The following is a 23,641-nucleotide window of genomic DNA, read 5'->3' as shown; positions in this document are numbered from 1 at the left end:
GCGGACCGGGTCGACAGTGGGTCGACAGTGGAGCGAACGATGACGTGCGATGACACGCTAGGCATCGACGCCTGTCACCGAATCAGGGAAATCCCTTGCCGGCGCCCGGCCCGGCCTCGACGGCGTTTGCCGGGTCAGCGCTCAGCGTTCGTTGAGTCGCGAGCTGAGCTGGGTGCGGGACCGGACACCGAGCTTGCGGTAGACCCTGGTCAGGGTCGCCTCGACGGTCTTCACGCTGATGAACAGCCGGGTGGCGATCTCCCGGTTGCTCGCCCCCTGCCGGACCAGCCCGGCGATGTGCGCCTCGGTCGAGGTGAGCCCCTCGGTGGAGCCGGGCCTGTCGTTCACCTGCCCGTCCCCGTTGCCGGGCCCGGTCGCACCGGCCACCGGACGAGGCCGGTCGGTCGTACGGGCGATCCCGTCGGGTGCGTACGGGCCGGTCGAGACGCCCTCGGCCCGGGCCAGGGTCCGGGTGGTCTGCTCCACCCACGGCTTCGCCTCCACCTGGAGGAAGATGGTCAGCGCGGCGCCGACCGCGACCCGGGCGGCGGCGTACCGGCGGCGACGGCGTTCGGCACCGCCCTGGACGAGCAGCGCGTGCCCGCGTTCGATCGGCTGGTGCAGGGTGGCGAAGCACTCCGCGGCGGCGGCGGACAGGTCGACCGCCGAACCCGGATCGCCCCGCTCGGCCAGGACCAGGGCCGCCGCCCGGTCGAGCTGGGCCAGCACACCGGTGCAGTGGCCGAGCCGCAACGCCGCCCGTCGCCCCTGCGCGATGGTCTCGGTCGCCTCGTCGTACGCACCCAGCGCGGCCAGGCCGGCGGCCAGGTCACCGTGCCAGCGCAGCATCGACGGGTCGGCGACGCCCTGTGCGGCCTCCAGGTCCCGCAACCGGCGCAGCGCCTCCACCCCGGCCCGGTGCTGCCCCGCGCGCAGCCGCGCCTGGCCGAGCACGTGCAGGTTGCGGCAGAGGAAGATGTTGTCCCGTTCCTGCTCGGAGGCGCGCACCCCGCGTTCGGCGTACGCGAGGGCGCGGGCCACGCTGCCGCCGGCCAGTTCCGCCACGGCGAGGGTGTACCAGCAGGGGCCGGGGCTGAGTCGGGTCTGCTCGCAGACGCGCATCGCCCGCTGCGCGTGCTGCAACGCCTCCCGGCACCGGCCGGCGCGGGCCGAGACCTCGGCCAGGCTGCGCAGCACCCCGATCAGCTCCTCACCCCCGCCCCGCTCGGCGGTGGCGAGCATGGTGAGCAGTTCGGCGCGGGCGGCGTCGAGCCGGTCGTCGGCGAGGGCGAACCGGGCGGACAGGTAACGCGGGGTCAGGTGCAGCCAGCCGGTCTGCTCCGGCACCGGCAGCGCGAGCGCCCGGGCCAGGGTGTCGACGTAGTCCGGGTGGCCGCGTACCCGCTGCACCTGGGCCCGTACGCCGAGGGCCATCGCCTCGGTGGTCCGGTCGCCCGCGGCCCGCGCGGCGGCGATCGCCCCGTCGATCTCGGCCACCGCCCGGTCCGGTGTGCCGGCGACCAGCGCCCGCCAGGCCAGCCGCAGCCGCAGCGGCGCGAGCAGGGCGACCTCGCTCTCGGCGTCGGCGAGCGCCGCGGCGAACGCCTGGTCCATCTCGCCGAGCGCCTGACCGGCCAGGTCGATCAGCGCCATCCGGGCCCGGACCCGGTGCGCCGCCGTCGCGTCCCCGGCGAGCACCGCCTCGGCGGCCCGGCCGGCGAGGTCGGGTTGCCCGGCCGCTGCCGCCGCCTCCGCGGCGCTGACCAGCCACTCCTGCCGGGGCCAGCCGGGTGGGGTGCGGTCGGCGGCGAGCAGGTACAGCTCGGCGACCAGCCCCCGCGCACCCCGGCGCAGCGCGGCCTCGGCCGCCGCGACCAGGGACCGGGTCACCTCGGCTGCCGGCCCCGCGCCGGCCAGCGCCCGGTGCCGGGCGTCCTCGGCCCGGTCGGTCGCCACCCCGGCCAGCGCGGCGTGGATGGCCGCCCGGCGCGGTGACTCCGCCTCGTCGACCAGCACGGTCGCCACCCCGGTCGGGGTGAAGCGCACCACCGGGCCGTCGAGCCGGACCAGCCCCGCCGAGCCGGCGAGCCGGATCTCCCGTTCGGCGTCCGGGCGCCCGGCCAGGCAGAGCTGCGCCACCGTCGGGCGGGTGGCGAGCGCGGCCACCAAAAGCGTGTCGGCCACCCCGGCCGGCAGCGCGTCGATCCGCTGGCGCAGCCGGGCCCGTACGGGTTCGGGCAGCGGCACCGGGCGCCAGGCCGGTTCGGGGTCGGGTCCGAAGGCGCCGCCGAGCGCCAGCGCCAGGTACGGATTGCCACCGCTGTCCGCGTGCAGCCGGCTCGCCGCCCGACACGGCAGCCCGTGCGCCTCCAACAGCGCGGCCAGGTCGTCGGCGGCCAGCGGCGGTACGGTCAGCTCCAGCACCGGCGGTGGGCAGAGCCGGCTGGCCCAGTGGTCCGAGCCGGGCTCGACCAGCCGCCGGGCGGCCACCGTACGGATCGGCTGGTCGCCGATGCGGCGTACGACGTAACCGAGCATGCCGGCCGAGGCGGCGTCGAGCCACTGGGTGTCGTCGAGCACCAGCAGGACCGGCTGCCGGGCGGCCACCGTTTCCAGCACCCGGCGCAGCGCCCGCCGGCAGGCCAGCTCGAACGCGGGATCGCCGTTGTACGACCAGTCCGGGCCACCGGTGCCGATGGTGCCGGACAGGACCGCCTCGACCGCGGCCCGGTACGGCGACGGCAGCGGGTCCACCGCACTCGGCGGCAGTTGGGTGAACAGGTCGACCAGGCCGGAGTAGAGCAGCGACCGTTCGGGTTCGGCCGGGCTGAGTCGCAGTACGAGTTCCCCGCGCCCGGCCGCCGTGGCGGCGACCGCGTCCAGCAGCGCGGACTTGCCGATGCCGTCGGGGCCGGCGAGCACCACCCCGCCGCCCGCGGCGAGCCGCCGTTCGATGCCGGCCAGCAGCTCTGTCCGGCCGAGGAGGCCGGGTCGTCCTTCGGCAGGGAGGTCTCCGCCCAGCGCCATCCCCCTACGTCGCCGAGCCGGGTGGCTCCGACCCGTGGTCGGGGTCCCGGCGGCCTTCGTGCAGTCGATGCCGCACGTCAGCCTAGGAGCTGCACCTCGATACATCAATAGGTGTGCATGGGTGATGGTCTTGAGTGCTGACTGTCGGGGCCGGAGCGGCTACGGTGCTAGCAGGATCCACTGCAAAGGGTGACTCCGGGACGGGGGACATCGACCATGGCCGACCACACTCCACAGTGGAACAAACTTGACCCGTCCGTCTACGCCGAACTCGACGCCCTGCTCGGCCCGGTCGACGCCGACCTGCTCCGTACCTATCCCGGACCGGCCCAGGGGCGGCAACCGGTGCACACCGTCTACCTGCCCGCCGACCGGATGCATCCCGGCGTGGTGTCGGAGTGGGGGTCGGCGGCGCTCGCCGTACTGGCCGGGTTTCCACCGCCGCCGTACGCCACGGAGCTGCACGAGCGGGTGGTCGGCAAGCTCGACCGGGAACCGATCGAGGACCTGCGGATCGACTTCGAGGACGGGTACGGCGTACCCGCCGACGGGGTCGAGGACGCGGCGGCCCGAAACGCCGCCAAGGCCCTGCGGGCGGCCGGACCACTGCCGTTCAGCGGGCTGCGGATCAAGAGCCTGGAGGGGCCGAGCCGGCACCGGGCCGTACGCACCCTGGACATCTTCCTGGAGGCGCTGGACGGGCCACCACCGGACGGGTTCGTGGTGACCCTGCCGAAGGTCAGCGCACCCGCACAGGTCGAGGCGATGGTCGTGCTCTGCGAGCGGCTGGAGGCGGCACACGGGCTGCCCGTACGGACGTTGCGGTTCGAGGTGCAGGTGGAGACGCCGCCGGCCGTACTCGGCTCGGACGGCACCGCCACCGTCGCCCGGATGATCGGTGCGGCGAGGGGCCGGTGCACCGCCCTGCACTACGGCACCTACGACTACAGCGCGGCACTCGGCGTCGCCGCGGCGCAACAGAGCATGGCGCACCCGGTCGCCGACTTCGCCAAGGCGGTGATGCAGGTGGTCGCCGCCGGCACCGGCGTACGCCTCTCCGACGGCTCGACCAACGTGCTCCCGGTCGGCTCCGAAGCCGACGTACGGGCCGCCTGGCACCTGCACGCCGGGCTGGTCCGACGCTCCCTCGAACAGGGGCTCTACCAGGGCTGGGACATGCACCCGGCGCAGTTGCCGACCCGGTTCGCCGCCACGTACGCCTTCTTCCGCGACGGGCGGGTGGCGGCGCAGCGGCGGCTGCGGGCGTACCTCGAGCGGCAGGCGAGCGGGGTGCTCGACGAGCCGGCGACGGCGCGGGCGCTGGCCGGGTTCCTGCTGCGCGGCCTGGACTGTGGCGCGTACGACCCCGACGAGGCCGGATTCGACCGGGCCGAGCTGGCGGCGCTGTGACCCGCCACCGGAACCCGGACCGATCGGCGACATCCAGCAAAGGGCGGTGGGCATGAGCGGCGAGGAGAACAACGGCGACTACGACCTGGTGTTGCGTTCGCGTCGGGTGGTGACACCGCAGGGGGAGCGCCCGGCGGCGGTCTGCCTGCGCGACGGGCGGATCGCCGCGATCGAGGACTACCACGCGGTGGCCGGCGAGGACCTCGGCGAACTGGCGTTGCTGCCCGGTCTGGTGGACACCCACGTGCACGTCAACGAGCCGGGGCGGACCGAGTGGGAGGGCTTCCCGACCGCCACCCGGGCGGCCCTGGCCGGCGGGGTGACCACCATCGTGGACATGCCGCTGAACTCGCTGCCGCCGACGGTGACCGCCGACGCGCTACGGATCAAGCGGCGGGCCGCCGCCGGCCGGTGCCACGTCGACGTCGGGTTCTGGGGCGGGGCGGTACCGGGCAACCTCGCCGACCTGCCCGCCCTGCACGCCGCCGGGGTGCTCGGCTTCAAGGCGTTCCTGGTCGACTCCGGGGTGCCGGAGTTCCCGCCGCTCGACCCGGCCGGGCTGTGGCGGGCCCTGGAGGCGGTGGACGCCCTGTTCGTCCTGCACGCCGAGGACCCGGCCGAGATCCTGCCCACCCCGGAGACCGGCCGGTACGCCGACTTCGTCGCCACCCGCCCACCGCTGGCCGAGTCGAAGGCGGTCGCCACCGTGCTCGCCGCGGCACGGGCCACCGGTGCGCGGGTGCACATCCTGCACCTCAGCGCCGCCGAGGCGCTGCCACTGATCTCCGAGGCCCGCCGCGACGGCGTACGGGTGACCGCCGAGACCTGCCCGCACTACCTGGCGTTGACCGCGGAGGAGGTGCCCGACGGGGCGACCGAGTTCAAGTGCTGCCCGCCGATCCGGTCGGCCGACAACCGCGACGCGCTCTGGGCGGGGCTGGCCGCCGGGTTGATCGACTGCGTCGTCTCCGACCACTCGCCCTGCCCACCGGCGCTGAAGAACTTCGACCGGGGCGACTTCGCCTCCGCCTGGGGCGGCATCGCGTCGCTGCAGCTCGGCCTGCCGGTGATCTGGACCCAGGCCCGTCAGCGCGGACACAGCCTCGCCGACGTGGTCCGTTGGATGGCGCGTCGCCCGGCCGAGATCGCCGGGCTGCCCGCCAAGGGGCGGATCGAACCCGGTGCCGACGCCGACCTGGTCGCGTTCGCCCCCGACGGGCGGTTCACGGTCGAACCGGCCCTGCTCCGGCACCGCCACCCGATCACCCCGTACGCCGGTCGGAAGTTGTTCGGCGAGGTCCGGGCGACCTGGCTGCGCGGCGACCAGGTCCGGCCGGACGAGCCGCCGCGCGGCCGGTTCCTGCGCCGGGGGGCCTGATGGCCGACTTCACCGAGCTGCCCGACCTCGCCTCCCGGTTGCTCGGCGGTTCGGTGGTCGACGCCAACGACGAGTTCTTCGCCGCCCGGGACAACCTGGTCAACACCGGTGCGCCGACGTTCACCCCGCAGACCTTCGGGGCAAAGGGCCAGGTGTACGACGGTTGGGAGACCCGCCGCCGCCGGGAACCCGGCCACGACCACGCGACCGTCCGGCTCGGCGCGCCCGGTGTGATCTCCGGGGTGGTGGTCGACACCGCCTTCTTCACCGGTAACTTCCCGCCGTTCGTCTCGGTGCAGGCGTGCGGCCTGGAGGGTTATCCGAGCCCGGCCGAGTTGGCCGCCGCCGACTGGTTGACGATCGTGCCCCGCTCGGCGGTGCAGGGCGACACCGCGAACGCCTTCGCGGTGACGGACCCGCACCGGTTCACCCACGTGCGGCTGAACATCTTCCCGGACGGCGGGGTGGCCCGGCTGCGGGTGCACGGGACGGTCGTACCGGATCCCCGGCTCTTCCCGGACGGTCAGGTCGACCTCGCGGCCCTGGAGTACGGCGGTCGGGTCACCGACTGCAGCAACCGCTTCTACGGTTCGCCGGACCAGCTCGTCGCGCCCGGCCTGGCCCGGGTGATGGGGGAGGGCTGGGAGACCGCGCGGCGCCGCGACGACGGCAACGACTGGGTACGCGTCCGGCTCGTCGCCCCCGGCCGGATCCGGATGGCGGAGCTGGACACCAGCCACTTCAAGGGCAACGCCCCGGGCGCCGCGTCGTTGCGCGGGATCGACACCAGGTACGCCGACCCGGCCGACGACCGGTCCTGGTTCGACCTGCTGCCCCGAGTACGCCTGCAACCCGACACCCGGCACCGGTTCCCGCTGCCCGACGCCCGTACGGCAACCGACGTCCGGCTGGACGTGTACCCCGACGGCGGGATGGCGAGACTGCGCCTGCCCGGCCGGATCGCCCCCGACGACCTGGCGAACCTACGCCAACGCTGGTGGGACTCCCTACCCCCCACCCACCAACACCAGCTCGACCGCTCCGCCGCCCCGACCGCCGACACCCCCTGGCGCCGCTCCTTCCCACCGCCCCCTTCGACACACCGATAGCCCTCCTGTAGAGAAAGAGGCGCTATCCGGCGGACGATTGCCCCTCTTTCTCTACAAGAGGGCTGATCTCGAAGGGGGGTCAGGGGAGGGGGGATTCGCCGCCGGGGTAGGCGAAGGAGGAACGCGGGGAGTAGAAGCCCCAGGTGATTTCCAGGGGGTTCGCGGGGCGTAGGGCCCAGGTGGAATGGTCGGGTTCCAGGAATTCCAGGGACTCGATCTCGAACGGGTCGACCGGCTCGGCGATGAACGGGTAGATGCCGCTCGTCCGCCGGCCGTCGACGTCGGTGAGGTACCGCAACTGTCCACGGTTGATCGCCTCGCCGGTCCGGCCGACCCGGGCCGTGGTCCTGATGACCGGCACGCCGTCCGCCTCGGTGGTGGCGACCAGCCGCCGGCCCCTGACCTCGATCGTGGTCCGGCCCACGCTCGCCGGTGCGCCACGGGCGGCGGCGTACTCCCGGACCACGGGGCTGGAGTTGAGGTAGTGGGTCCACCAGCGGCCGGGGGTCACCCCGTCGGGGGCGTCCAGCCCGTCCAGGTCCGGCCCGAGGTAGGTGAGCGAGTAGGCGCCGAAACCCGAGGTCTGGCCCTCGTCGTCGACCACGTACTGGTTCATGAAGACCTGGCGGTTGGCCATCGGTTCGAGCCCCTTGGGCACCAGCGCCGCGACCGCGTCGGGGTCCGCCGGCAGCCAGCCGAAGTAGATCATCCGGCTGTTGACGACGAGCTGTGGTGCGACGATTGCGGGCGCGACGTGATCGGTCACCGGGAGCCTCCGTACTGTGAACCGGCTCGGCCGCGACGCATCGTGTACGGCCGCGGCAAACCATGGGTAGTCGCGACGCTACGGCTTGTCCACAATGGAGGGCAACGACGGATAGGCGACAGTGGGACTACCCGGCCAGTCGCGCCGCCTCGTCCAGATAATGCGGTACGTCGGCCCGGTGGAACACCCGTTCGCTCGGCTCGATCCGGTTGACGAAGTCCGCGTACACCGCCGCGTTGCGCAGGGCGGCCAGCGGACGCAGCAGCCGTACCGCGGATTCCGGATCGGAGCCCGGCCGGCTCGACCGCCACCGCTCCGCCCAGGAGCGGACCAGGGCCGTCGACTCGTCCGGCGTCAGGCCCTCGCTCAGGCGCAGGATGTCGAAGGCGGGATGGCCTACGAAGGCGTCCCCCCAGTCGATCAGGACCCGCCGGCCGTCGTCGTACCGGACGTTGCCGGGGTGCAGGTCACCGTGGACGAGGGTGTCCGGCAGGCCGCACCCGGCGATTGCCGCGAGCCGGTGGTCGAGGTCGTCCAGGAGCCGTCGTACGCCGCTCAGGTCCACCCCGCTCGCCACCAGCGTGTCGACCACCGTCCGGGTCAGTAGGGCTCCCCGCCGGTCGGGTACACCCCGGTCGACCAGCGATTGCGCGTACGGGACCGAGGCGAGTTGGATCCGGTGCTGGTCGGCCGCGATCGTGTCGCGTCCGGTGACGTCCACCCCGTACCAGTCGTCACCCGGCACGTGGTCGAGCAACATCCTCCCGTTGTGGTCGTCGGCGGCGAGCAGTGCCGGGGCGAGGTCGGGCGCCTCCCGGCCGAGCCAGCGCAGCACCGTCGCCTCGTGCCGGAAGAACGGTGGCACCTGCTTGAGCCAGACCGGCGTACCGCTCCCTGCCGGCTCTTCCGGGTCCAGGCGCCAGATGGTGGAGAGGTTCCAGGCCCGCTGCTGGCTGCCGGTGAAGCCGCCCCGACCGAGCCGGGTCAGTTCGTCGGCCGCCCACCGGAGGCTTCGCGCCGGGCCACCCGGTTGCGCCCACGCGGCCCGCAACGGCTCCGGCGTCCGGATCGACGTCAGTACGGCCGGGTCGAGGGCGCTCAGCTCGGCCAGTTTCGGTGCACTCGGGGCGAGTTGGGCCAGGTAACCGACCGCCCCGCCGTGCGGCACCGGCCGCTCGGTGTGCAACAACCGGAGCACGGTGACCTCCACCCCGTGGGTGGACCGGGCACCGGCCACGACGTCCGCGACCTCCTGCCACCAGGGCGCCGGTACGTCGTACGCCGGCAACACCCCCAGGGGTACGCCGTCTGCGTCGACCAGGACAAGGGTGACCGTACGGGACACGAGCCGGCACGCTACCCGCTCGGGTCGCCCGGCACCATCGGGTTACATCCGACCGGACAGTACGGCGACAACCGGGACGGACCGGATTCGCCCTGCACACCTCGACGGTCCCGTCCGGAGAACCGCGAAATTGCTGCCCCGGACCGGTTTCCGTGCCCTCGGATTGGCTAATCGGATGCCAGGTTGGCACGTTCGGCGCGTCGCGGAGGGCCCCCTTCCCAGCGACGGGCGTGACCAACGCGTTCACCAGGACGTGGCGGGGCCCGGTACGTCGGCGTGCCCACACCGTCCGTTTCGAGCAGGGACAGGGGAGGGACAGCACATGGCCAGCGAGGTTGTAGACAGCACACCGGAGCAGCCCGATCAGGCGGTCGAAGGCGAACGGGGCGCCCTGGTCGCGGTGTTGGTGATGGTGGTGCTCGGTGTGGTGGGGATCTTCGCGGTCTCCGCCTGATCGCGAATCGCTGGTGTCCTCCGCCGCGACGGAGGACACCAGCGGCGTTGTCAGGAACCGGTGAGGACGACGAGTTGCCGGGTCGCGCGGGTCATCGCCACGTAGCGGTCCACCGCGCCCTCGATCCCCGTGCCGAACCCCTCCGGGTCGACGAGGACAACCAGGTCGAACTCCAGCCCCTTGGACAGTTCCGGGGTCAGCGACCGTACCCGGGGCGTCGCCCGGAACGTGGGATCGCCGATCACGCACGCGGTCCCTTCGCCGTGCTCGGCGAGCCACCCGTCGAGGATCGAACCCAGATCGGAAACCGCTCCGTGTACGACGGGGATGTTGTTGCCGCGGATCGACGTCGGCACGTTGGCGTCCGGCAGTACGGCACGGATGACCGGCTCGGCCTCCGCCATCACCTCTTTCGGCGTCCGGTAGTTGATGCTCAGGGAGGCGAGGCTGATCCGGTCGATCCCCACCCGTTCGAGGCGTTCCTGCCACGACTCCGGGAACCCGTGCCTGGCCTGGGCGCGGTCCCCGACGATGGTGAAGCTTCGGGACGGGCACCGCAGCAGCAGCATCTGCCACTGCGCGTCGGTCAGCTCCTGGGCCTCGTCCACGACGATGTGCGCGAACGGCCCGGCGAGCAGGTCCGGGTCGGTGTCGGCGAGTGCGGGCTCCTCGACCAGGGCGTCCTGCAGGTCCCGCCCGTGCAGCATGATCATTGCGCCCTCGTTGTCGTCCTCGGCCTCCAGTAGCTCCTCGACGACCCGTTCCACCTGCTCGCGTTTGGCGGCGAGAGCGGCGGTGTGTCGACGCTGACGCCGTGACGCCTCCGGGTCGCCGAGGCGCTGGCGTGCCGCGTCCAGCAGTGGCAGGTCGGACACCGTCCACGCCTGAGCCTCCGCGCGCCGGAGCTTCCGGATGTCGTCGGCGCCGAGCCAGGGCGCACATTTGCGCAGGTACGCGGGTACCGACCACAGGTCCCCGACCAGGTCGGCCGCCTCGAGCAGCGGCCACGCGCGGTTAAAGGTGGCGAGCAGGTCCCGGTTGCTCCGCAGCGACCGGACGAGCAGGGCCTCCGGTTCGTCGCCGTCGTACCTGTCGACCAGGATCTCCAGCAGCTTCTCCCAGATCTGGTCCCGCGCCTCGTTGTGCGGCGTACCGGGATCGGGGGTTTCGAACGCCTCGGCCCAGTCGTCGGCGTCCAACCGGAGGTCGGACCACTCGGTCGTGACCGTGATCGGTTTCGTCGGCGGCTCCTCGTAGAACCTCACCGCCGCCTCGATCGCCCGTACCAGGTTCGCGGACGACTTCAGCCGGGCCACGTCCGGGTCGGCCTCGATCACCGCCGTGGCCCCCTCGGCGACGAAGTCCCGCAGGGTGCAGGTCTGCACGTCGTCCTCGCCGAGGCTGGGCAGTACGTCGGCGACGTAGGCCAGGTACGGCTGGTGCGGACCGACGAACAGCACGCCACCGCGCCGGTGACCGAGCCGGGGGTCGGAGTAGAGCAGGTACGCGGTCCGGTGCAGCGCGACGACCGTCTTGCCCGTACCCGGACCGCCGTCGACCACCAGGGCGCCCCGCGATCCCGCCCGGATGATGGCGTCCTGGTCGGCCTGGATCGTGCCGAGCACGTCCCGCATCCTGGCTGACCGGTTGCTGCCCAGGCTGGCGATGAACGCGGACTGGTCGTCGAGCGCGGCGTGCCCCTCCCACCCGTCGGGGGTGAACACCTCGTCCCAGTAGTCGGTGATCCGGCCCCGGGTCCAGCGGTACCGGCGGCGACTCGTCAAACCCATCGGGTTGGCGTGGGTCGCGCCGAAGAACGGCTCGGCGGCCGGGGAGCGCCAGTCCAGGAGCAGTCGCCGACCCGCGCTGTCGGTGAGGGCGAGTCGTCCGACGTACACGGGCTCGGGATCGTCCGCGTCGACCATGTGTCCGAGGCACAGGTCCGAGCCGTAGCGGCGCAGGGTACGCAGCCGGGCCGTCAGCCGGTGGATCTCCTGGTCCCGGTCCATCGCGGCCTGCCCGACACCGCCGGGCGCCCTGCGTTCGGCGTCGAGGCGTTCGGTCAGGTCGGTGATCGTCCGGTCGAGGCTCTCCGTGATGGCCGCGAAGTGCCGCTCGTCGCGGGCGATCAGCGTCGGGTCCGCCTTGGCGGACAGCCGGTCCGGAAGGTCGAAGACGCTCTCGGTCACCAGGTTCACGGCATCCCCATTTCCGCAGGTACTGACTCAGCCAGCGATTCTGCGGCAGACCCGGGGTCTTGCCGCAAGACCCGGGGTGCGGTATAGGTTAGGAGTGGAAGGAGTGGGTATGCCTCTTTCCTTCACCCGCCCCTGACGGGGCTGACTCCCACCACGGTCAGGTCGAGCAGCCGGCCCGCCTCGGTGGCCGGGTCGGGGTGGTTCTCCGTGGCCAGGGCGATGCCGGTGATGAGCGCGAGCAGGTCGGTGATGGTCACGCCGGGTGCCACCGCCCCATCCTCGACGGCGCGGCGCACCAGTGGTCTCCCCGCCTCGGTGAGCTGCGCCGTGGCGCAGTGCTCGTGCTCCACCCCGGCTTCGGCCACCCGGTCGCGGGTCAGTGCCACGGCCAGCCCCCGGATGGTGGCCGCGTACGCGGTGACGGCGCCCAGCCACTCCAGCAGCGCGGCTCGGGCGTCGGCCGCGCCGGCCAGGTCGCGGGCCTGGGTGCACAGGAGCTCGATCCGTTCGCGGAAGACCGCCTCGAGCAGTGCGTGCCGAGTGGGGAAGTGCCGGCGGACGGTGGCCGAGCCGACTCCCGCCAGGCGGGCGATCTGCTCCAGGGACGCGTCCGCGCCGTACGCGGCGATCTCCTCCTCGGCCACCGCGAGCAGGCGCGCGTAGTTGCGCCGGGCGTCCGCGCGCTGGACGGGCATGGCTTCACCTCGGGGTTGCTAAGTGGCGGGGTCCTCCGTATCGTAGCCAAGCGTAAACGGCGGACCCCGCCGTTTCGTGAACGCGCACTTCAGGAGGAGCCTCATGGCTACCGAATCCGCCCCCGTCCTGGTCGCCGGCGCCACCGGACAACAGGGTGGCGCCACCACCCGTGCCCTGCTCGCGGCGGGCGTACCCGTCCGGGCCCTGGTCCGCGACCCGGCAACGGAGCGAGCGAGGGCCGTCGAAGCTCTCGGCGTCGAACTGGCCACCGGCGACCTCGACGACCGTGACTCCCTGGTCCGGGCCGCACAGGGAGCCCGAGCCGTCTTCTCCGTGCAGATGCCCCGGATGACGGAGGACGGTCTCGACTTCGACGGCGAGCTGACCCAGGCCGCCAACCTGATCGGGGCCGCGCTTGCCGCCGGTGTGCCGCAGTTCGTGCACACGTCCGTCTCCGGCGCCGGGCAGCACACCGAGACCGCCGGCTGGGACGAGGGCCGATGGGCGTCCCTGGCGTCCTACTACGCCACCAAGGCCGGCATCCAGGACCGGGTACGCGACGCGGGCTTTGCACACTGGACGCTCATCAAGCCGGGCTGGTTCATGGAGAACTTCCTGCCGTCGGTCGCGTACCTGTTCCCCCGTGGTGTCGAGGGCGGCCTGGCTACCGTCCTCAAGCCCCAGACCCGGCTCTCCCTCGTCGCGGTCCGGGACATCGGCAGGGCAGCCGCCGCGGCCATCGCCGAACCCGAACGGTTCAACGAGGTCGAACTGGAGCTGGCGAGCGACTACCTGACCATGACGGAGATCGCGAAGGTCCTCTCCGGTGCCCTGGGCACCGAGGTGGCCGTGCCCGACATGACCGAGGAGGAGGCGCTCGCCGCAGGAATGCCGGCGTGGGCCAGCGTCTCGCACGGGCGCATCAACGTGACCGGACAACCCGCCCGCCCCGAGTACGCACGGGCCCTCGGCATCCCACTCACCACGTTCGAGGAGTGGGCGAACGACCACCTGCGGCCCTGACGCTGCCCGAGGCCAGGGCCTCACGGGGCAGTGACAGCGCGTAGTCCCGCCGAAAGTGACCGTGCTGTTTCCCTCTACATACCCAGCCGGGTACGTACATCGTCTTTGATGTACGACATTTTCGCGTTGCCGCTCCGGGCGGGGGTCCCGAAGCGGTCCCAGCAGCCCGGACGCCCCCGTACCGGTGCGGTACGGGGGCGTCGGGCACCGGGGGTTACGGGCGCGGGGTACGGCCGTCGGTGTGCGGGACCCGTGCGGCGGGGATGACACCCAGGCGTCCGGCCTGGTAGTCCTCGAACGCCTTGACCAGTTCGTCGCGGGTGTTCATCACGAACGGGCCGTACTGCGCGACCGGTTCCCGGATCGGGAGGCCGCCCATGATGTAGAGGTCGAGCACCGGGGTGTTCGAGTCCTGCTGCTCGTCGGCGGCGAACCGCAGCGCCTCACCCGGCCCGTGGACCGCGAGCTGACCGGTGTGCACCGGCCTGCGCTCGGTGCCGACGGTGCCCCGGCCGCCCAGCACGTACACCAGGGCGTTGAAGTCCGAACGCCAGGGCAGGTCGACCGAGGCGCCGGGCTGGACGGTCACGTGGGTGATGGTGATCGGGGTGAAGGTCGACCCCGGTCCCTGGTGGCCGTCGATCTCACCGGCGATGACCCGCAGCAGCGCGCCGCCGTCCGGGGTGGTCAGCAGGGCCGACTCCTTGCCCCGGATGTCCTGGTAGCGCGGCGGGTTCATCTTGGCCGCCCGGGGCAGGTTGACCCAGAGCTGGAGGCCGTGGAAGAGGCCGCCGCTCATCACCAGGTGCTCCGGCGGTGCCTCGATGTGCAGCAGCCCGCTCCCGGCCGTCATCCACTGGGTGTCCCCGTCGGTGATGGTGCCGCCGCCACCGTTGGAGTCCTGGTGGTCGAAGATCCCGTCGATGATGTACGTGACCGTCTCGAACCCCCGGTGCGGGTGCCACGGGGTGCCCTTCGGCTCACCCGGCGCGTAGTCGACCTCGCCCATCTGGTCCAGGTGGATGAACGGGTCGAGTTCGGGCATCGGCACACCGGCGAACGCGCGCCGGACCGGGAAGCCCTCGCCCTCGAAGCCGCTCGGTGCGGTGATCACCCGGCGCACCTTCCGGTATTCGGTGGTCTGTTCGTCGAGTCGCGGCAGCCGCGGCAGGACCAGCACGTTTTCCACGGTGATCGCGGGCATCGTCGTCTCCTAGCTGGTGGTGAGGTCGGAGCTGGTGGGGGAGTCGGTGGAGGAGGGACGGGTGGGGGCCAGGCGCTCGCCGAGCCGCTCGAACACCCGGGTCAGGACGGTCAGCTCGTCCTCGCTCAGGTCGTCCATCAGGTGCTGGCGTACCGATGCCGCGTGCTGCGGGGCGGCCTGCTGGAGGGTGAGCAGGCCGGCGGCCGTCAGGACCGCCTCGCTGCCGCGCCGGTCGGCGGGACACGGCTGCCGGGTGACCAGGCCGCGCTTTTCCATGTTCGAGACCTGGTACGTCAGCCGGCTGGGCGAGAAGACCAGTTGCCCGGCCAGCTCACCCATCCGCAGGCGCTGGCCGGGCGTCTCGGAGAGCAGGACCAGCACCTGGTAGTCGGCGAGGCTCAGCTCGCTCGTCGCGCGCAACTCGTCCTCGAGCTGGTTGAACAACCGCTGGCTCGACTCGATGTACGCGCGCCAGCAGGCGAGCTGAGCGCTGTTCAAACTCTGTGTCACGTACGGAACCGTAGCACTCTTTCAAATTAGAAACAAACCTGCTGCTCGGGTGACGATCGGCACGTTCAGCTCGGGAAGACATGTCCTACGGGTTTGAAGGGAACGCCTCCGTCGGCGCGTTCGGGAGGGAAATCGGGGGCGCCGCCCGGCCCGGGATGCGAGACTGCACGACCGTGGAACCTGTGCAGATATCCGTACCCGGTCTGTTGCTGCGCCCCTGGGAGTCGGAGGACGCGCCCGAGGTCCTGGCGGCCATGCGCGAGCCGGCGATCGCCCAGTGGAACGCCGCGCCGAGCGCGGCGGCGGGCCTCGAGGGCGCCCGGGAGTGGGTCCGGCGCCGGGCCGACTGGTCCAGCGGGGACCACGCCTCGTTCGCGGTGGCGGATCCGGCGTCCGGGGCGCTGGTCGGCTCGGTCTCGCTGCACCGGATCCACGACGGGGACGGCTCGATCGGCTACTGGACGCTCGCCCCGGTCCGGGGACGGGGTCTGGCGGCCCTGGCGGTCGGCACGGTGACCGGTTGGGCGTTCCAGCAACTCGGGCTGCACCGGATCGAGCTGTGCCACGCGGTGGCGAACACCGCTTCCTGCCGGGTGGCCGAGAAGGCCGGCTACCCGCTGGAGGGGACCCTGCGCGAGTCGTACCGGTACGGCGACCGGCAACGTTACGACGAACACATCCACGGCCGGTTGGCCACGGACGGCTGACCACGGCGCCGATGGCGGGCTACCGTGGGCCGGGTGGACGAACTTGATCTCAGCGACTGGCGCGAGCGGGTGGCCCGGCTCTACCTCTCCGACCTGGACCTGGCCGGCTTCCGTGCCGCTCGCGACGAACTGTTCGCCCGGCACCCGCAGTCGCCCGTTCCGGCCGACGAGCGGCCGGCGTTCACCGGCGTGCGGTACTTCCCGGAGAATCCCGAGGCCGTGGTCGAGGTCGCGGTCCGGCCGGCGGAGGGCACCCTGCGGATCGACACCGGCGGGCCCGACGGGGTCGTGCAGTACCGCCGGGTCGGGGTCGCGCAGACGCCGTGGGGTCCGCTGACCCTCTGGTGGATCGAGGCGTACGGCGGCGGCCTGTTCCTGCCCTTCCGCGACGGCACCTGCGGCCCGGAGTCGTACGGCGGTGGCCGCTACCTGACCGACACGGTCAAGGGCACCTTCGGCCGTGGAGTCACCGTGCTGGCCGAGGACCGGGTCCGTCTCGACTTCAACTACGCGTACAACCCGAGCTGTGCCTACGACGACCGCTGGGCCTGCCCGCTGGCCCCGATCGAGAACCGGGTGACCGCCCCGATCAACGCGGGCGAGCTGAAGTACCGGTAACGCCGAAGGACCCCCGGCCACCGCTTCCGGAGGTGGCGAGGGGCCCTCGGTCCGACGTATCAGCCGGGAGCGGGTTGCCAGTTCATCCGGCTCAGCACCTGACGGGCCTGGTCGGCGAGGTCCGCGTCGACGGTGACCGCGTACTCGCGGGCCCGGAGGGTGGCCGCCGAGGTGAAGTCGCGGCGTCCACCGGTGCTCGCGTGCGCGATGGCGCCGAAGATCGCTCCCCAGGCGGCACCGATCAGCAGGCCGGCGACGATCACGGCCCACCAGTTGCCGACGGTGAAGATGCCGAACAACAGCCCGATGAAGAGCCCGAACCACGCACCGGTGGCCAGACCGGCCAGGGCGGCCCGTGCGGTGGTCAACCGCCCCAGCACCGTTTCCACCAACGCGAGGTTGGTGCCGATGATGGCGGTACGTTCCACCGGGAACCGGTTGTCGGCCAGAAAGTCGACCGCCTGTTGCGCCCCGGAGTAGTCGGGATACGACGCCATGGTCACGCTCGGGCGGAGGTTGTCGGCACCGCCGGCGCCCGGCATCCCCACTCCGCCGGCCGGACCGGGTGGCAGGTTGGAGCCACCACCGAGCAGGCCCGGTATCGCTGCCCGCCCACTAGAGGACATGGGTGTGGTCATCAGCTGCCTCCTTCGTCAACGCCACGGTTTCCCGCCCCGGTACGGCGCTAACGCGTAGCGGCCGGCCGATGGGGCGGCCCCGACGGTCGTCCCGTTCCTGGCGTCCCGTCACCACACGTGGGAGCCCTGCGCCCGATTACGCGGCGCAGGGCTCCGTTCCAGCTGGGTGGGGGTCAGCTGGTGCAGGCGGTGCCGTTGAGGTTGAAGGCGGTCGGTGCGGGCAGGGTGCCGGTGTAGGTGCCCTGGAAGCCGACGCTGGCGGTGCCACCGGCCGGCAGGCTGCCGTTCCAGGCCGCGTTGCGGACGGTGAGTTGGCTGCCCGACTGGCTCCAGGTGCCGTTCCACCCGTTGCTGAGTCGGACGGTGGAGCCGACGGTGAAGGTGAGTGTCCAGCCGTTGACCGCGGTGCTGCCGTTGGTCAGCCGGACGTCGGCGGTGAACCCGCCGCTCCACACGTTGGGCACGTAGGCGACCTGGCAGCCGCCGGCCGGCGGGGTGGTGGGTGGCGGGGTGGTCGCCGGGGGAGTGGTGGCCGGCGGCGTGGTCGCGGGCGGGGTGGTGGGCGGTGGGGTGGTTGCCGGTGGGGTGGTCGGCGGGCGGGTGGTGGGCGGGGTGGTCGGAACCGGCCCGGCCGCGATCGCCAGGTCGTACGCCCGCTGCGGGACGAACTGTCCGGCGCCGGCGATGCAGCCGTCCGCCTCGCCCGGCAGTTTGATCCACAGTAGGGCGTCGACCGCCGCGTCACCGGTGCTGTTGGTGCTGGCGGTGCCGATCGCCCGTCCGGGCGGGTCGCACCACTCACCGCCGGCCGGTCCGTTGCCGTTGCGGCTGGTGTCCACCACGATCTTCAACCGGGAGATCCCGGTGGCCGCGATGACGTTCTTGCCGTACGCGACGGATTCGGCGGTGGTGCGGTAGTTGGAGACGTTGATCGAGATGCCGTCGGCGCTGTTGGCGATGTCCGCGCCGACCAGCCGGTTGGCCATCTCGGCGGGGGCGAGCCAGGCCGAGTGGGCCGCGTCGAAGTAGACCTTCGCCTGGGCCGAGGCCGCCTTGAGCTGCTTGCCGGCGTACGCCATGGAGGCCCTGGTCTCGGCCTGCTGGGCGGCGTTCTGGCAGCTGCTCATCTGGGCGAGCACGTCCGGCTCCAGGATGATGCTGGCCGGGCGCCCGGCCAGACCGAGCGCGACCTGGTCCACCCACTGCCGGTAGGCGGTGTGGTTGGGGGCTCCGCCGCTGCTGGCTCCACTGCAGTCCCGGTTCGGGATGTTGTAGACGACCAGGATCGGGATCTTGCCGGCGGCAGCGGCGGCACCGACGAACGAGTCCACCTGTCCGCGTACGGTGGTCGGGTTGTAGGTGGCGAACCAGCGACCCTGCGGCACGCTGGCGATCCGGTCGCGGATGACGGCGGCGCGCGAGTCGCCGGGGTTGGCGGCGGTCCAGACGGCGGCGCTGGTGGCCGGGTCGACATAGAAGACGGAGTCGGCCGCGGCGGCGGTGCCGGGGTGCATCAGGTCGAGGCCGACCACGGTGGCGACGGCGAGCGTCAGCGCGGCGGTGGTGCTGGCCCCGGCCGCGGTGAGCGCTGATCGTCTGCGCATGCGGGTTCCTTTCCGGTAGCGAATGAAATCGAGAGCCGTGGATGGAAGCGCTCCCACGGATATCGACCACCGTACCGGCGGTGTAACACCCATGTGAAGACCCCGTGTCCGAACACAACGACATTGGTGGATGTTCTGCCCGTCTTCCCCGCGTCCGGATCGCCCCTGGTTGTTCGACTTCTGTCGATGGCGCGCCAACTTTTGGTTACAGGGCGGAAACTTCTGGGCTATCGCAGTGAAAGACGCTAATGTCTGCTCACCGCGGTGTCTCCTCCGGTCGGCGGGAGCGGCACCGAGATCGTCCTGACGTACGTGGAGGTCTCGTGCTACGCATTCCTCGCCGGCCACTGGTCGGCGCCATCGCTCTGTCCACAGTGCTCGGTCTGGGCGGTTGGGCTGCTCCGGCCGGCGCGACGCCGGTCGCGGCATCCGCGCCACAGGCGGCGATCCAACCGGCGGTGAACGCTGTCGCGCAGGCGGCCCCGGTGGTCGCCGCCGCACCGCCGCCGACCACCGGGTTCGAGAAGGTCAAGCTCGACGGTGGCCTGTCCATGGGTGAGCCGATCGAACTGTCCGTGCTCCCCGACGGCAAGGTGCTCTACATCAACCGGGGCACCACCGCCGGCGGCGGCCAGGTACGCCTCTACAACCCCACCACCCGGGTCACCACCGTCGCGCTCACCGTGCAACTCGACGCCCGGTTCGAGGACGGCCTGATCGGGATCACCCTGCACCCGAGCTTCGCCACCAACCGGTGGGTCTACCTGTTCTACTCGCCGAAGGTGACCCCGCTGGTCAACCGGATCTCCCGGTTCACCTTCAACACCACCACCAACGTTCTCGACCCGGCCAGCGAGGACATGCTCATCGAGTGGCCGACCGAGCGGGAACTCTGCTGCCACTCCGCCGGATCGATGAGCTGGGACAGCAACGGGAACCTGTACTTCGCCGTCGGTGACAACACCAACTCCGGCGGCGACAGCGCCGGGATGGCCCCGATCGACGAACGCACCTCCCGCAACGCCCAGTACGACGCCCAGCGCACCTCCGGCAACGCCAACGACCTGCGCGGGAAGATCAACCGGATCCACCCGGAGAACAACGGCACCTACACCGTCCCGAGCGGGAACCTCTTCCCCGCCGGGACCGCCGGGACCCGCCCCGAGGTGTACATCATGGGCACCCGGAACCCGTACCGGATCTGGGTCGACAAGCGCGCCGGCAACACCCTCTACTGGGGCGAGGTCGGCCCGGACGCCGGTGCCACCCTCGCCAACCGGGGACCGGCCGCGTACGACGAGTTCAACCGGGCCACCGGGCCGGGCAACTACGGCTGGCCGTACTGCGGTGGGCCGAACGTCGCGTACAACGACTGGGACTTCGCGGCCAACGCACCACGCGGCTGGTTCCCCTGCGGCGGCACCACCGGACCGGTGAACAACTCGCCGCGCAACACCGGCATCCAGCAGTTGCCGCCGACCAAGCCGGCGCTGGTCTGGGAACAGCACGGCGGTAGCCGGGAATGGCCCGCGCTGGACAACCCGGGCGGCTGCGGCTCGCCCAACCACACCGAGGTCTACCACTACGACCCGAACCTGGTCTCGGACGTGAAGTGGCCGCAGTACTACGACAACAAGCTCCTCATCTCCGAGTACTGCCGCAACTGGATCAAGGAGGTCCAGTTCAACAACGGGAACCCGTCGACCGGCACCCCGACGATCATCGAGCCGGTACTCGCCGGGATGAACCTGGTGCACCCCATCGACATGGAGTTCGGCCCCGACGGCTCGCTCTACCTGCTCGAATACGGCAGCGGCTACTTCTCCGGCGCCGCCGACGCCGGCCTGGTCAAAATCAACTACGTCCAGGGCGGCCGGTCACCGATCGCCCAGGCGAGCGCGAACCGGGACAACGGCCCGGCGCCGCTGGCGGTCACCTTCTCGAGCGCCGGCAGCTCCGACCCGGACGGCGACCCGATCACGTACGCCTGGGACTTCGACAACAACGGCACCACGGACTCGACCGCGGCGAACCCGTCGTACACGTACACCACCAACGGGGACAAGCGGGCCCGGCTCACGGTCAGCGACGGCACCGGCCGGTCCGCCACCACCCTGGTCCCGATTGTCGTCGGCAACAGCCGGCCGAGCGTGACCATCAACGCGATCCCGGCCGGTGGCATGTTCGACTGGGGACAGAACTTCACCGTCACCGCCTCGGCCACCGACCCGCAGGAGGGGGCGATCGACTGTTCCCGGGTCATCATCCGGGTCGCCCTCGGCCACCAGGACCACGCCCACGAGGAGGGTGAGGGGACCGGTTGCAGTGCCACCTTCAACACCGGCCCGGTGCACGCCGGCCCCGACTCGGTGCTCTTCTTCGTGGTCCGGGCCACCTACACCGACCAGGGTGCGACGGGTTCGGTGCCGCTGACCGGGGAACAGACGATCACGCTCTGGCCCAAGCAGTGGCAGGCCGAGCACTTCGTACAGCTGGGCGGTCCGCAGATCATCGACCAGGCCGCCGCCGAGGGCGGCAAGCGGCTCGGTGACATCCAGAACGGCGAGTGGGTCAAGCACCACGCGGTCAGCCTCAAGGGCATCAACTCGGTCAAGGCGCGGGTCAGCAACGGCAGCGGCGCGACCGGCACGATCTCCTTCCGGTACGACTCCACCACCGGCACCGAGGTGGCTCGGGTGACGGTGCCGAACACCGGCGGGTGGGACAACTACACCGAGGTCACCGCCCCGGTGACCCGCCCCGACGACGGGACCCACGACCTGTTCCTGGTCTTCACCGGGGGCGGTGGGGCGATCCTGGACATCGACAGCTACACCTTCGTCGGACCGGGCATCGGCACCGGCGGACCCACCGGTCCCCGGACCGGTGCGATCAGGGCGCTGAACAAGTGCATCGACATCAACGCCAGCGGCACCGCCGACGGGACCCGGGTCCAGACCTGGGACTGCAACGGGGCGACCAACCAGACCTGGACGGTCGGCACCGACGGCACCATCCGGGGACTCGGCAAGTGCCTGGACGTACAGGCCAGCGGTCTGGTCAACGGGACGAAGATCCACCTCTGGACCTGCAACAGCAGCGGCGCCCAGCAGTGGACCGTCCAGGCCGACGGCAGCCTCCGTAACCCGCAGTCCGGCCGCTGCCTGGACATCCCCGGCTCCAGCCTCACCAACGGGGTCCAGTTGCAGATCTACGACTGCAACGGCACCGGCGCCCAGCGCTGGACGCTGCCGTGACCGGCTGAGCAACCACCACCCGAGCAAGCCGGGCTGGTGTCCGTCAACCACGGACACGGACACCAGCCCGGCGCCCGCGACCGGGGCGGTCGGCACCGTCAGGACAGCAGGATCACCGGCTCGTGGCGTACCGGGAAGTTGACGGAGTTGGCGATGAAACACTGCCGGTTGGCCTCCCGGTGCAACTCCCGCGCCCGGTCGACCTGGTCGGCGGCGGCCACCGTGACCCGGGGCCGGAGCACCACCTCGGTAAAGTGCCCACCCCCACCCGAGGTACGGGTGAGGACCCCCTCCGGCTGGTCCACGTAACCGGTGACCACCACCCCCGCCACCGCACAGACGTGCAGGTACGCCAGCAGGTGGCACTGGGACAGCGCGGCGACCAGCAACTGTTCGGGATTCCACCGGTCGGCCTCGCCACGGAAGGTCGGATCGGCCGAACCGAGCAGCGGCGGCAGACCCGGCCCGGTCACCTCGTGGGACCGGCCGTACGCGCGGTAGTCGGCGGTGCCGCTGCCCCGGTCCCCGGTCCAGGTGAGCGTCAGCGGGTAGCGGTGCGATGTTCTGGGCACGATCACTCCTTCGGCCGAGAGACGGCTATCCGATCTCCGCGTGCGGAAGCCGAACGGCCGCGCGTAGGGTGCCAACCGGAGGTGCGGACAACGGGGGTGCGCGTGGGCCGGTGGTACGACAGATGACCATTGTGCCGCGCGCCGTGTCCCGATCCGGTGCCCTGCGCCACGAAGCCCTCTTCTACCGCGACGACGACGACTACGTCACCGGCGTACGGACGTTCGTCGAGGCCGGGCTGGCCTCGGCCGAGCCGGTCCTGGTCGTCGTTCCGGAACCCCGACACGAGGCGCTGCGCCGGGCGGTCGAGGCGATCGCTGTCCCGCGCCACGCGGTCGAGGTGCCGCGCGAGGCGGGCGACGGCGACAAGCCCGAGGTGCGGTACGTCGACATGGCCACCGCCGGGCGCAATCCGGGCTGGATCATCCCCGGCATCCTGCACGCCTTCCTCGCCGAGCACCCGACCACCCGGGTACGGATCGTCGTCGAGCCGATCTGGCCGGGCCGGGCAGCGGTCGCGTACCCCCGCTGTGTGCAGCACGAGGCGCTGGTGAACCTGGCCCTGGGCGACGAGCCGGCCAGCATCCTGTGCCCGTACGACGCGGTCGCGCTGAACGCCGACGTGATCGCGGACGCGGCCAGCACCCATCCGGTGCTGATCCGGGCCGGTGTACCCCAGGGCAGCGCCGGTTACGGCAGCCCCGAGGCGGTGGTCGACGCGTTCAACCGGCCGTTGTCCGAGCCGCCGCTGACCCCGTCGACCCTGCTGTTCGACCGGGCCGGGATGGCCGGGATGCGGGCCCTGGTCGCCGCGCTCGCCGGTGAGGCCGGTCTCGCCCCGGACCGGGTCGCCGACCTGCGGCTCGCCACGAACGAGATCGCCACCAACGCGGTCGTGCACGGCGGTGAACCGGCGGTCCTGCGGGTCTGGGCCGAGCCGACCGGCATGGTCTGCGAGGTCATCGGCACCAGCGTGCTGACCAACCGGCTCGCCGGTCTCCTGCCCGCGGCGCCCACCAGCGAACAGGGGCGGGGCCTGCTGCTGGTCAACCACCTCTGCGACCTGGTCCACGTGCACACCACCGACGAGTCGACCACCGTACGCCTGCACATGAACTGGTGACCGG

General features: G+C 71.9%; 19 protein-coding genes. 9 read left to right on the top strand and 10 right to left on the bottom strand.

Annotated elements, in window-relative coordinates; translation table 11 throughout:
- Positions 1–141: 141 nt before the first annotated feature.
- Positions 142–3,027: a helix-turn-helix transcriptional regulator gene (locus OIE47_RS01245; protein WP_326559607.1), complete on the bottom strand. Its 2,886-nt coding sequence runs from the start codon at positions 3,025–3,027 to the stop codon at positions 142–144.
- Positions 3,028–3,243: 216 nt separating this feature from the next.
- On the opposite strand from OIE47_RS01245, the gene OIE47_RS01240 reads away from it, so the two are divergent.
- The 3 genes from OIE47_RS01240 to alc are packed head-to-tail and all read left to right on the top strand — an operon-like array spanning position 3,244 to position 6,924.
- Positions 3,244–4,437: a DUF6986 family protein gene (locus OIE47_RS01240; protein WP_326559606.1), complete on the top strand. Its 1,194-nt coding sequence runs from the start codon at positions 3,244–3,246 to the stop codon at positions 4,435–4,437.
- Positions 4,438–4,489: 52 nt separating this feature from the next.
- Positions 4,490–5,815 carry an allantoinase AllB gene (gene allB, locus OIE47_RS01235; protein WP_326559605.1) on the top strand — a complete coding sequence of 442 codons (1,326 nt, stop codon included), beginning with the start codon at positions 4,490–4,492 and terminating at the stop codon, positions 5,813–5,815.
- On the top strand, positions 5,815–6,924 hold the full coding sequence (alc, locus tag OIE47_RS01230) for an allantoicase (RefSeq protein WP_326559604.1): 1,110 nt from the start codon (positions 5,815–5,817) through the stop codon (positions 6,922–6,924). Before allB ends, alc begins: the two co-directional genes overlap by 1 nt.
- A gap of 79 nt (positions 6,925–7,003) precedes the next feature.
- Here alc and OIE47_RS01225 read toward each other — a convergent pair whose 3' ends face one another.
- Positions 7,004–7,690, bottom strand: coding sequence for a hypothetical protein (locus tag OIE47_RS01225; RefSeq protein ID WP_326559603.1), 687 nt, complete (start codon positions 7,688–7,690; stop codon positions 7,004–7,006).
- Positions 7,691–7,817: 127 nt separating this feature from the next.
- Complete coding sequence (locus OIE47_RS01220; RefSeq protein ID WP_326559602.1) at positions 7,818–9,035, bottom strand: aminoglycoside phosphotransferase family protein; 1,218 nt, start codon at positions 9,033–9,035, stop codon at positions 7,818–7,820.
- A 322-nt stretch (positions 9,036–9,357) separates the two neighbouring features.
- On the opposite strand from OIE47_RS01220, the gene OIE47_RS01215 reads away from it, so the two are divergent.
- A complete protein-coding gene (locus tag OIE47_RS01215) occupies positions 9,358–9,489 on the top strand; it encodes a hypothetical protein (protein WP_326559601.1) in 132 nt (43 codons plus the stop codon).
- Between the two features lie 50 nt (positions 9,490–9,539).
- Here OIE47_RS01215 and helR read toward each other — a convergent pair whose 3' ends face one another.
- The gene (gene helR, locus OIE47_RS01210) at positions 9,540–11,678 is read right to left on the bottom strand and encodes an RNA polymerase recycling motor ATPase HelR (RefSeq protein WP_326562964.1); all 2,139 of its coding nucleotides are present in this window, start codon (positions 11,676–11,678) and stop codon (positions 9,540–9,542) included.
- 131 nt (positions 11,679–11,809) lie between these two features.
- Positions 11,810–12,382 carry a TetR/AcrR family transcriptional regulator gene (locus OIE47_RS01205; protein ID WP_326559600.1) on the bottom strand — a complete coding sequence of 191 codons (573 nt, stop codon included), beginning with the start codon at positions 12,380–12,382 and terminating at the stop codon, positions 11,810–11,812.
- A 103-nt stretch (positions 12,383–12,485) separates the two neighbouring features.
- Between OIE47_RS01205 and OIE47_RS01200 the strand changes: the two genes are divergently transcribed.
- Complete coding sequence (locus OIE47_RS01200; protein ID WP_326559599.1) at positions 12,486–13,406, top strand: NmrA family NAD(P)-binding protein; 921 nt, start codon at positions 12,486–12,488, stop codon at positions 13,404–13,406.
- Positions 13,407–13,620: 214 nt separating this feature from the next.
- On the opposite strand, the gene OIE47_RS01195 is transcribed toward OIE47_RS01200, so the two are convergent.
- Entirely contained in the window at positions 13,621–14,610 is a 990-nt protein-coding gene (locus OIE47_RS01195; RefSeq protein WP_326559598.1) for a pirin family protein, read from the bottom strand.
- Between the two features lie 9 nt (positions 14,611–14,619).
- Positions 14,620–15,120 carry a MarR family winged helix-turn-helix transcriptional regulator gene (locus OIE47_RS01190; protein WP_326559597.1) on the bottom strand — a complete coding sequence of 167 codons (501 nt, stop codon included), beginning with the start codon at positions 15,118–15,120 and terminating at the stop codon, positions 14,620–14,622.
- Positions 15,121–15,302: 182 nt separating this feature from the next.
- Here OIE47_RS01190 and OIE47_RS01185 point away from each other — a divergent pair, with 182 nt between their 5' ends.
- Both OIE47_RS01185 and OIE47_RS01180 read left to right on the top strand, forming a co-directional pair.
- Entirely contained in the window at positions 15,303–15,827 is a 525-nt protein-coding gene (locus OIE47_RS01185; protein WP_326559596.1) for a GNAT family N-acetyltransferase, read from the top strand.
- Between the two features lie 33 nt (positions 15,828–15,860).
- Positions 15,861–16,445, top strand: coding sequence for a DUF1684 domain-containing protein (locus tag OIE47_RS01180; RefSeq protein ID WP_326559595.1), 585 nt, complete (start codon positions 15,861–15,863; stop codon positions 16,443–16,445).
- A 59-nt stretch (positions 16,446–16,504) separates the two neighbouring features.
- Here the strand turns inward: OIE47_RS01180 and OIE47_RS01175 are convergent, their stop codons facing one another.
- Together OIE47_RS01175 and OIE47_RS01170 are read right to left on the bottom strand one after the other, a co-directional pair.
- Entirely contained in the window at positions 16,505–17,083 is a 579-nt protein-coding gene (locus OIE47_RS01175; RefSeq protein WP_326559594.1) for a general stress protein, read from the bottom strand.
- A 173-nt stretch (positions 17,084–17,256) separates the two neighbouring features.
- A complete protein-coding gene (locus OIE47_RS01170) occupies positions 17,257–18,687 on the bottom strand; it encodes a glycoside hydrolase family 6 protein (RefSeq protein ID WP_326559593.1) in 1,431 nt (476 codons plus the stop codon).
- A 323-nt stretch (positions 18,688–19,010) separates the two neighbouring features.
- Here OIE47_RS01170 and OIE47_RS01165 point away from each other — a divergent pair, with 323 nt between their 5' ends.
- Positions 19,011–21,944, top strand: coding sequence for a carbohydrate-binding protein (locus OIE47_RS01165; protein ID WP_326559592.1), 2,934 nt, complete (start codon positions 19,011–19,013; stop codon positions 21,942–21,944).
- A gap of 98 nt (positions 21,945–22,042) precedes the next feature.
- Here OIE47_RS01165 and OIE47_RS01160 read toward each other — a convergent pair whose 3' ends face one another.
- Complete coding sequence (locus OIE47_RS01160; RefSeq protein ID WP_326559591.1) at positions 22,043–22,516, bottom strand: OsmC family protein; 474 nt, start codon at positions 22,514–22,516, stop codon at positions 22,043–22,045.
- A gap of 122 nt (positions 22,517–22,638) precedes the next feature.
- Between OIE47_RS01160 and OIE47_RS01155 the strand changes: the two genes are divergently transcribed.
- Positions 22,639–23,637, top strand: a complete 999-nt coding sequence (locus tag OIE47_RS01155; protein WP_326559590.1) for an anti-sigma factor RsbA family regulatory protein — start codon at positions 22,639–22,641, stop codon at positions 23,635–23,637.
- The last annotated feature ends 4 nt before the right edge of the window (positions 23,638–23,641 follow it).

The organism is Micromonospora sp. NBC_01796 (genome assembly GCF_035917455.1).
Taxonomy (GTDB): Bacteria; Actinomycetota; Actinomycetes; order Mycobacteriales; family Micromonosporaceae; genus Micromonospora_G.
This window is presented reverse-complemented; position numbering and strand designations above follow the sequence as displayed.

Excerpts from the sequence above, each read along its gene's own strand:
- OIE47_RS01245 (WP_326559607.1), bottom strand. The coding sequence starts at position 3,027 with ATGGCGCTGGGCGGAGACCTCCCTGCCGAAGGACGACCCGGCCTCCTC.
- OIE47_RS01240 (WP_326559606.1), top strand. The coding sequence starts at position 3,244 with ATGGCCGACCACACTCCACAGTGGAACAAACTTGACCCGTCCGTCTAC.
- allB (WP_326559605.1), top strand. The coding sequence starts at position 4,490 with ATGAGCGGCGAGGAGAACAACGGCGACTACGACCTGGTGTTGCGTTCG.
- alc (WP_326559604.1), top strand. The coding sequence starts at position 5,815 with ATGGCCGACTTCACCGAGCTGCCCGACCTCGCCTCCCGGTTGCTCGGC.
- OIE47_RS01215 (WP_326559601.1), top strand. The coding sequence starts at position 9,358 with ATGGCCAGCGAGGTTGTAGACAGCACACCGGAGCAGCCCGATCAGGCG.
- OIE47_RS01205 (WP_326559600.1), bottom strand. The coding sequence starts at position 12,382 with ATGCCCGTCCAGCGCGCGGACGCCCGGCGCAACTACGCGCGCCTGCTC.
- OIE47_RS01200 (WP_326559599.1), top strand. The coding sequence starts at position 12,486 with ATGGCTACCGAATCCGCCCCCGTCCTGGTCGCCGGCGCCACCGGACAA.
- OIE47_RS01195 (WP_326559598.1), bottom strand. The coding sequence starts at position 14,610 with ATGCCCGCGATCACCGTGGAAAACGTGCTGGTCCTGCCGCGGCTGCCG.
- OIE47_RS01175 (WP_326559594.1), bottom strand. The coding sequence starts at position 17,083 with ATGACCACACCCATGTCCTCTAGTGGGCGGGCAGCGATACCGGGCCTG.
- OIE47_RS01170 (WP_326559593.1), bottom strand. The coding sequence starts at position 18,687 with ATGCGCAGACGATCAGCGCTCACCGCGGCCGGGGCCAGCACCACCGCC.
- OIE47_RS01155 (WP_326559590.1), top strand. The coding sequence starts at position 22,639 with ATGACCATTGTGCCGCGCGCCGTGTCCCGATCCGGTGCCCTGCGCCAC.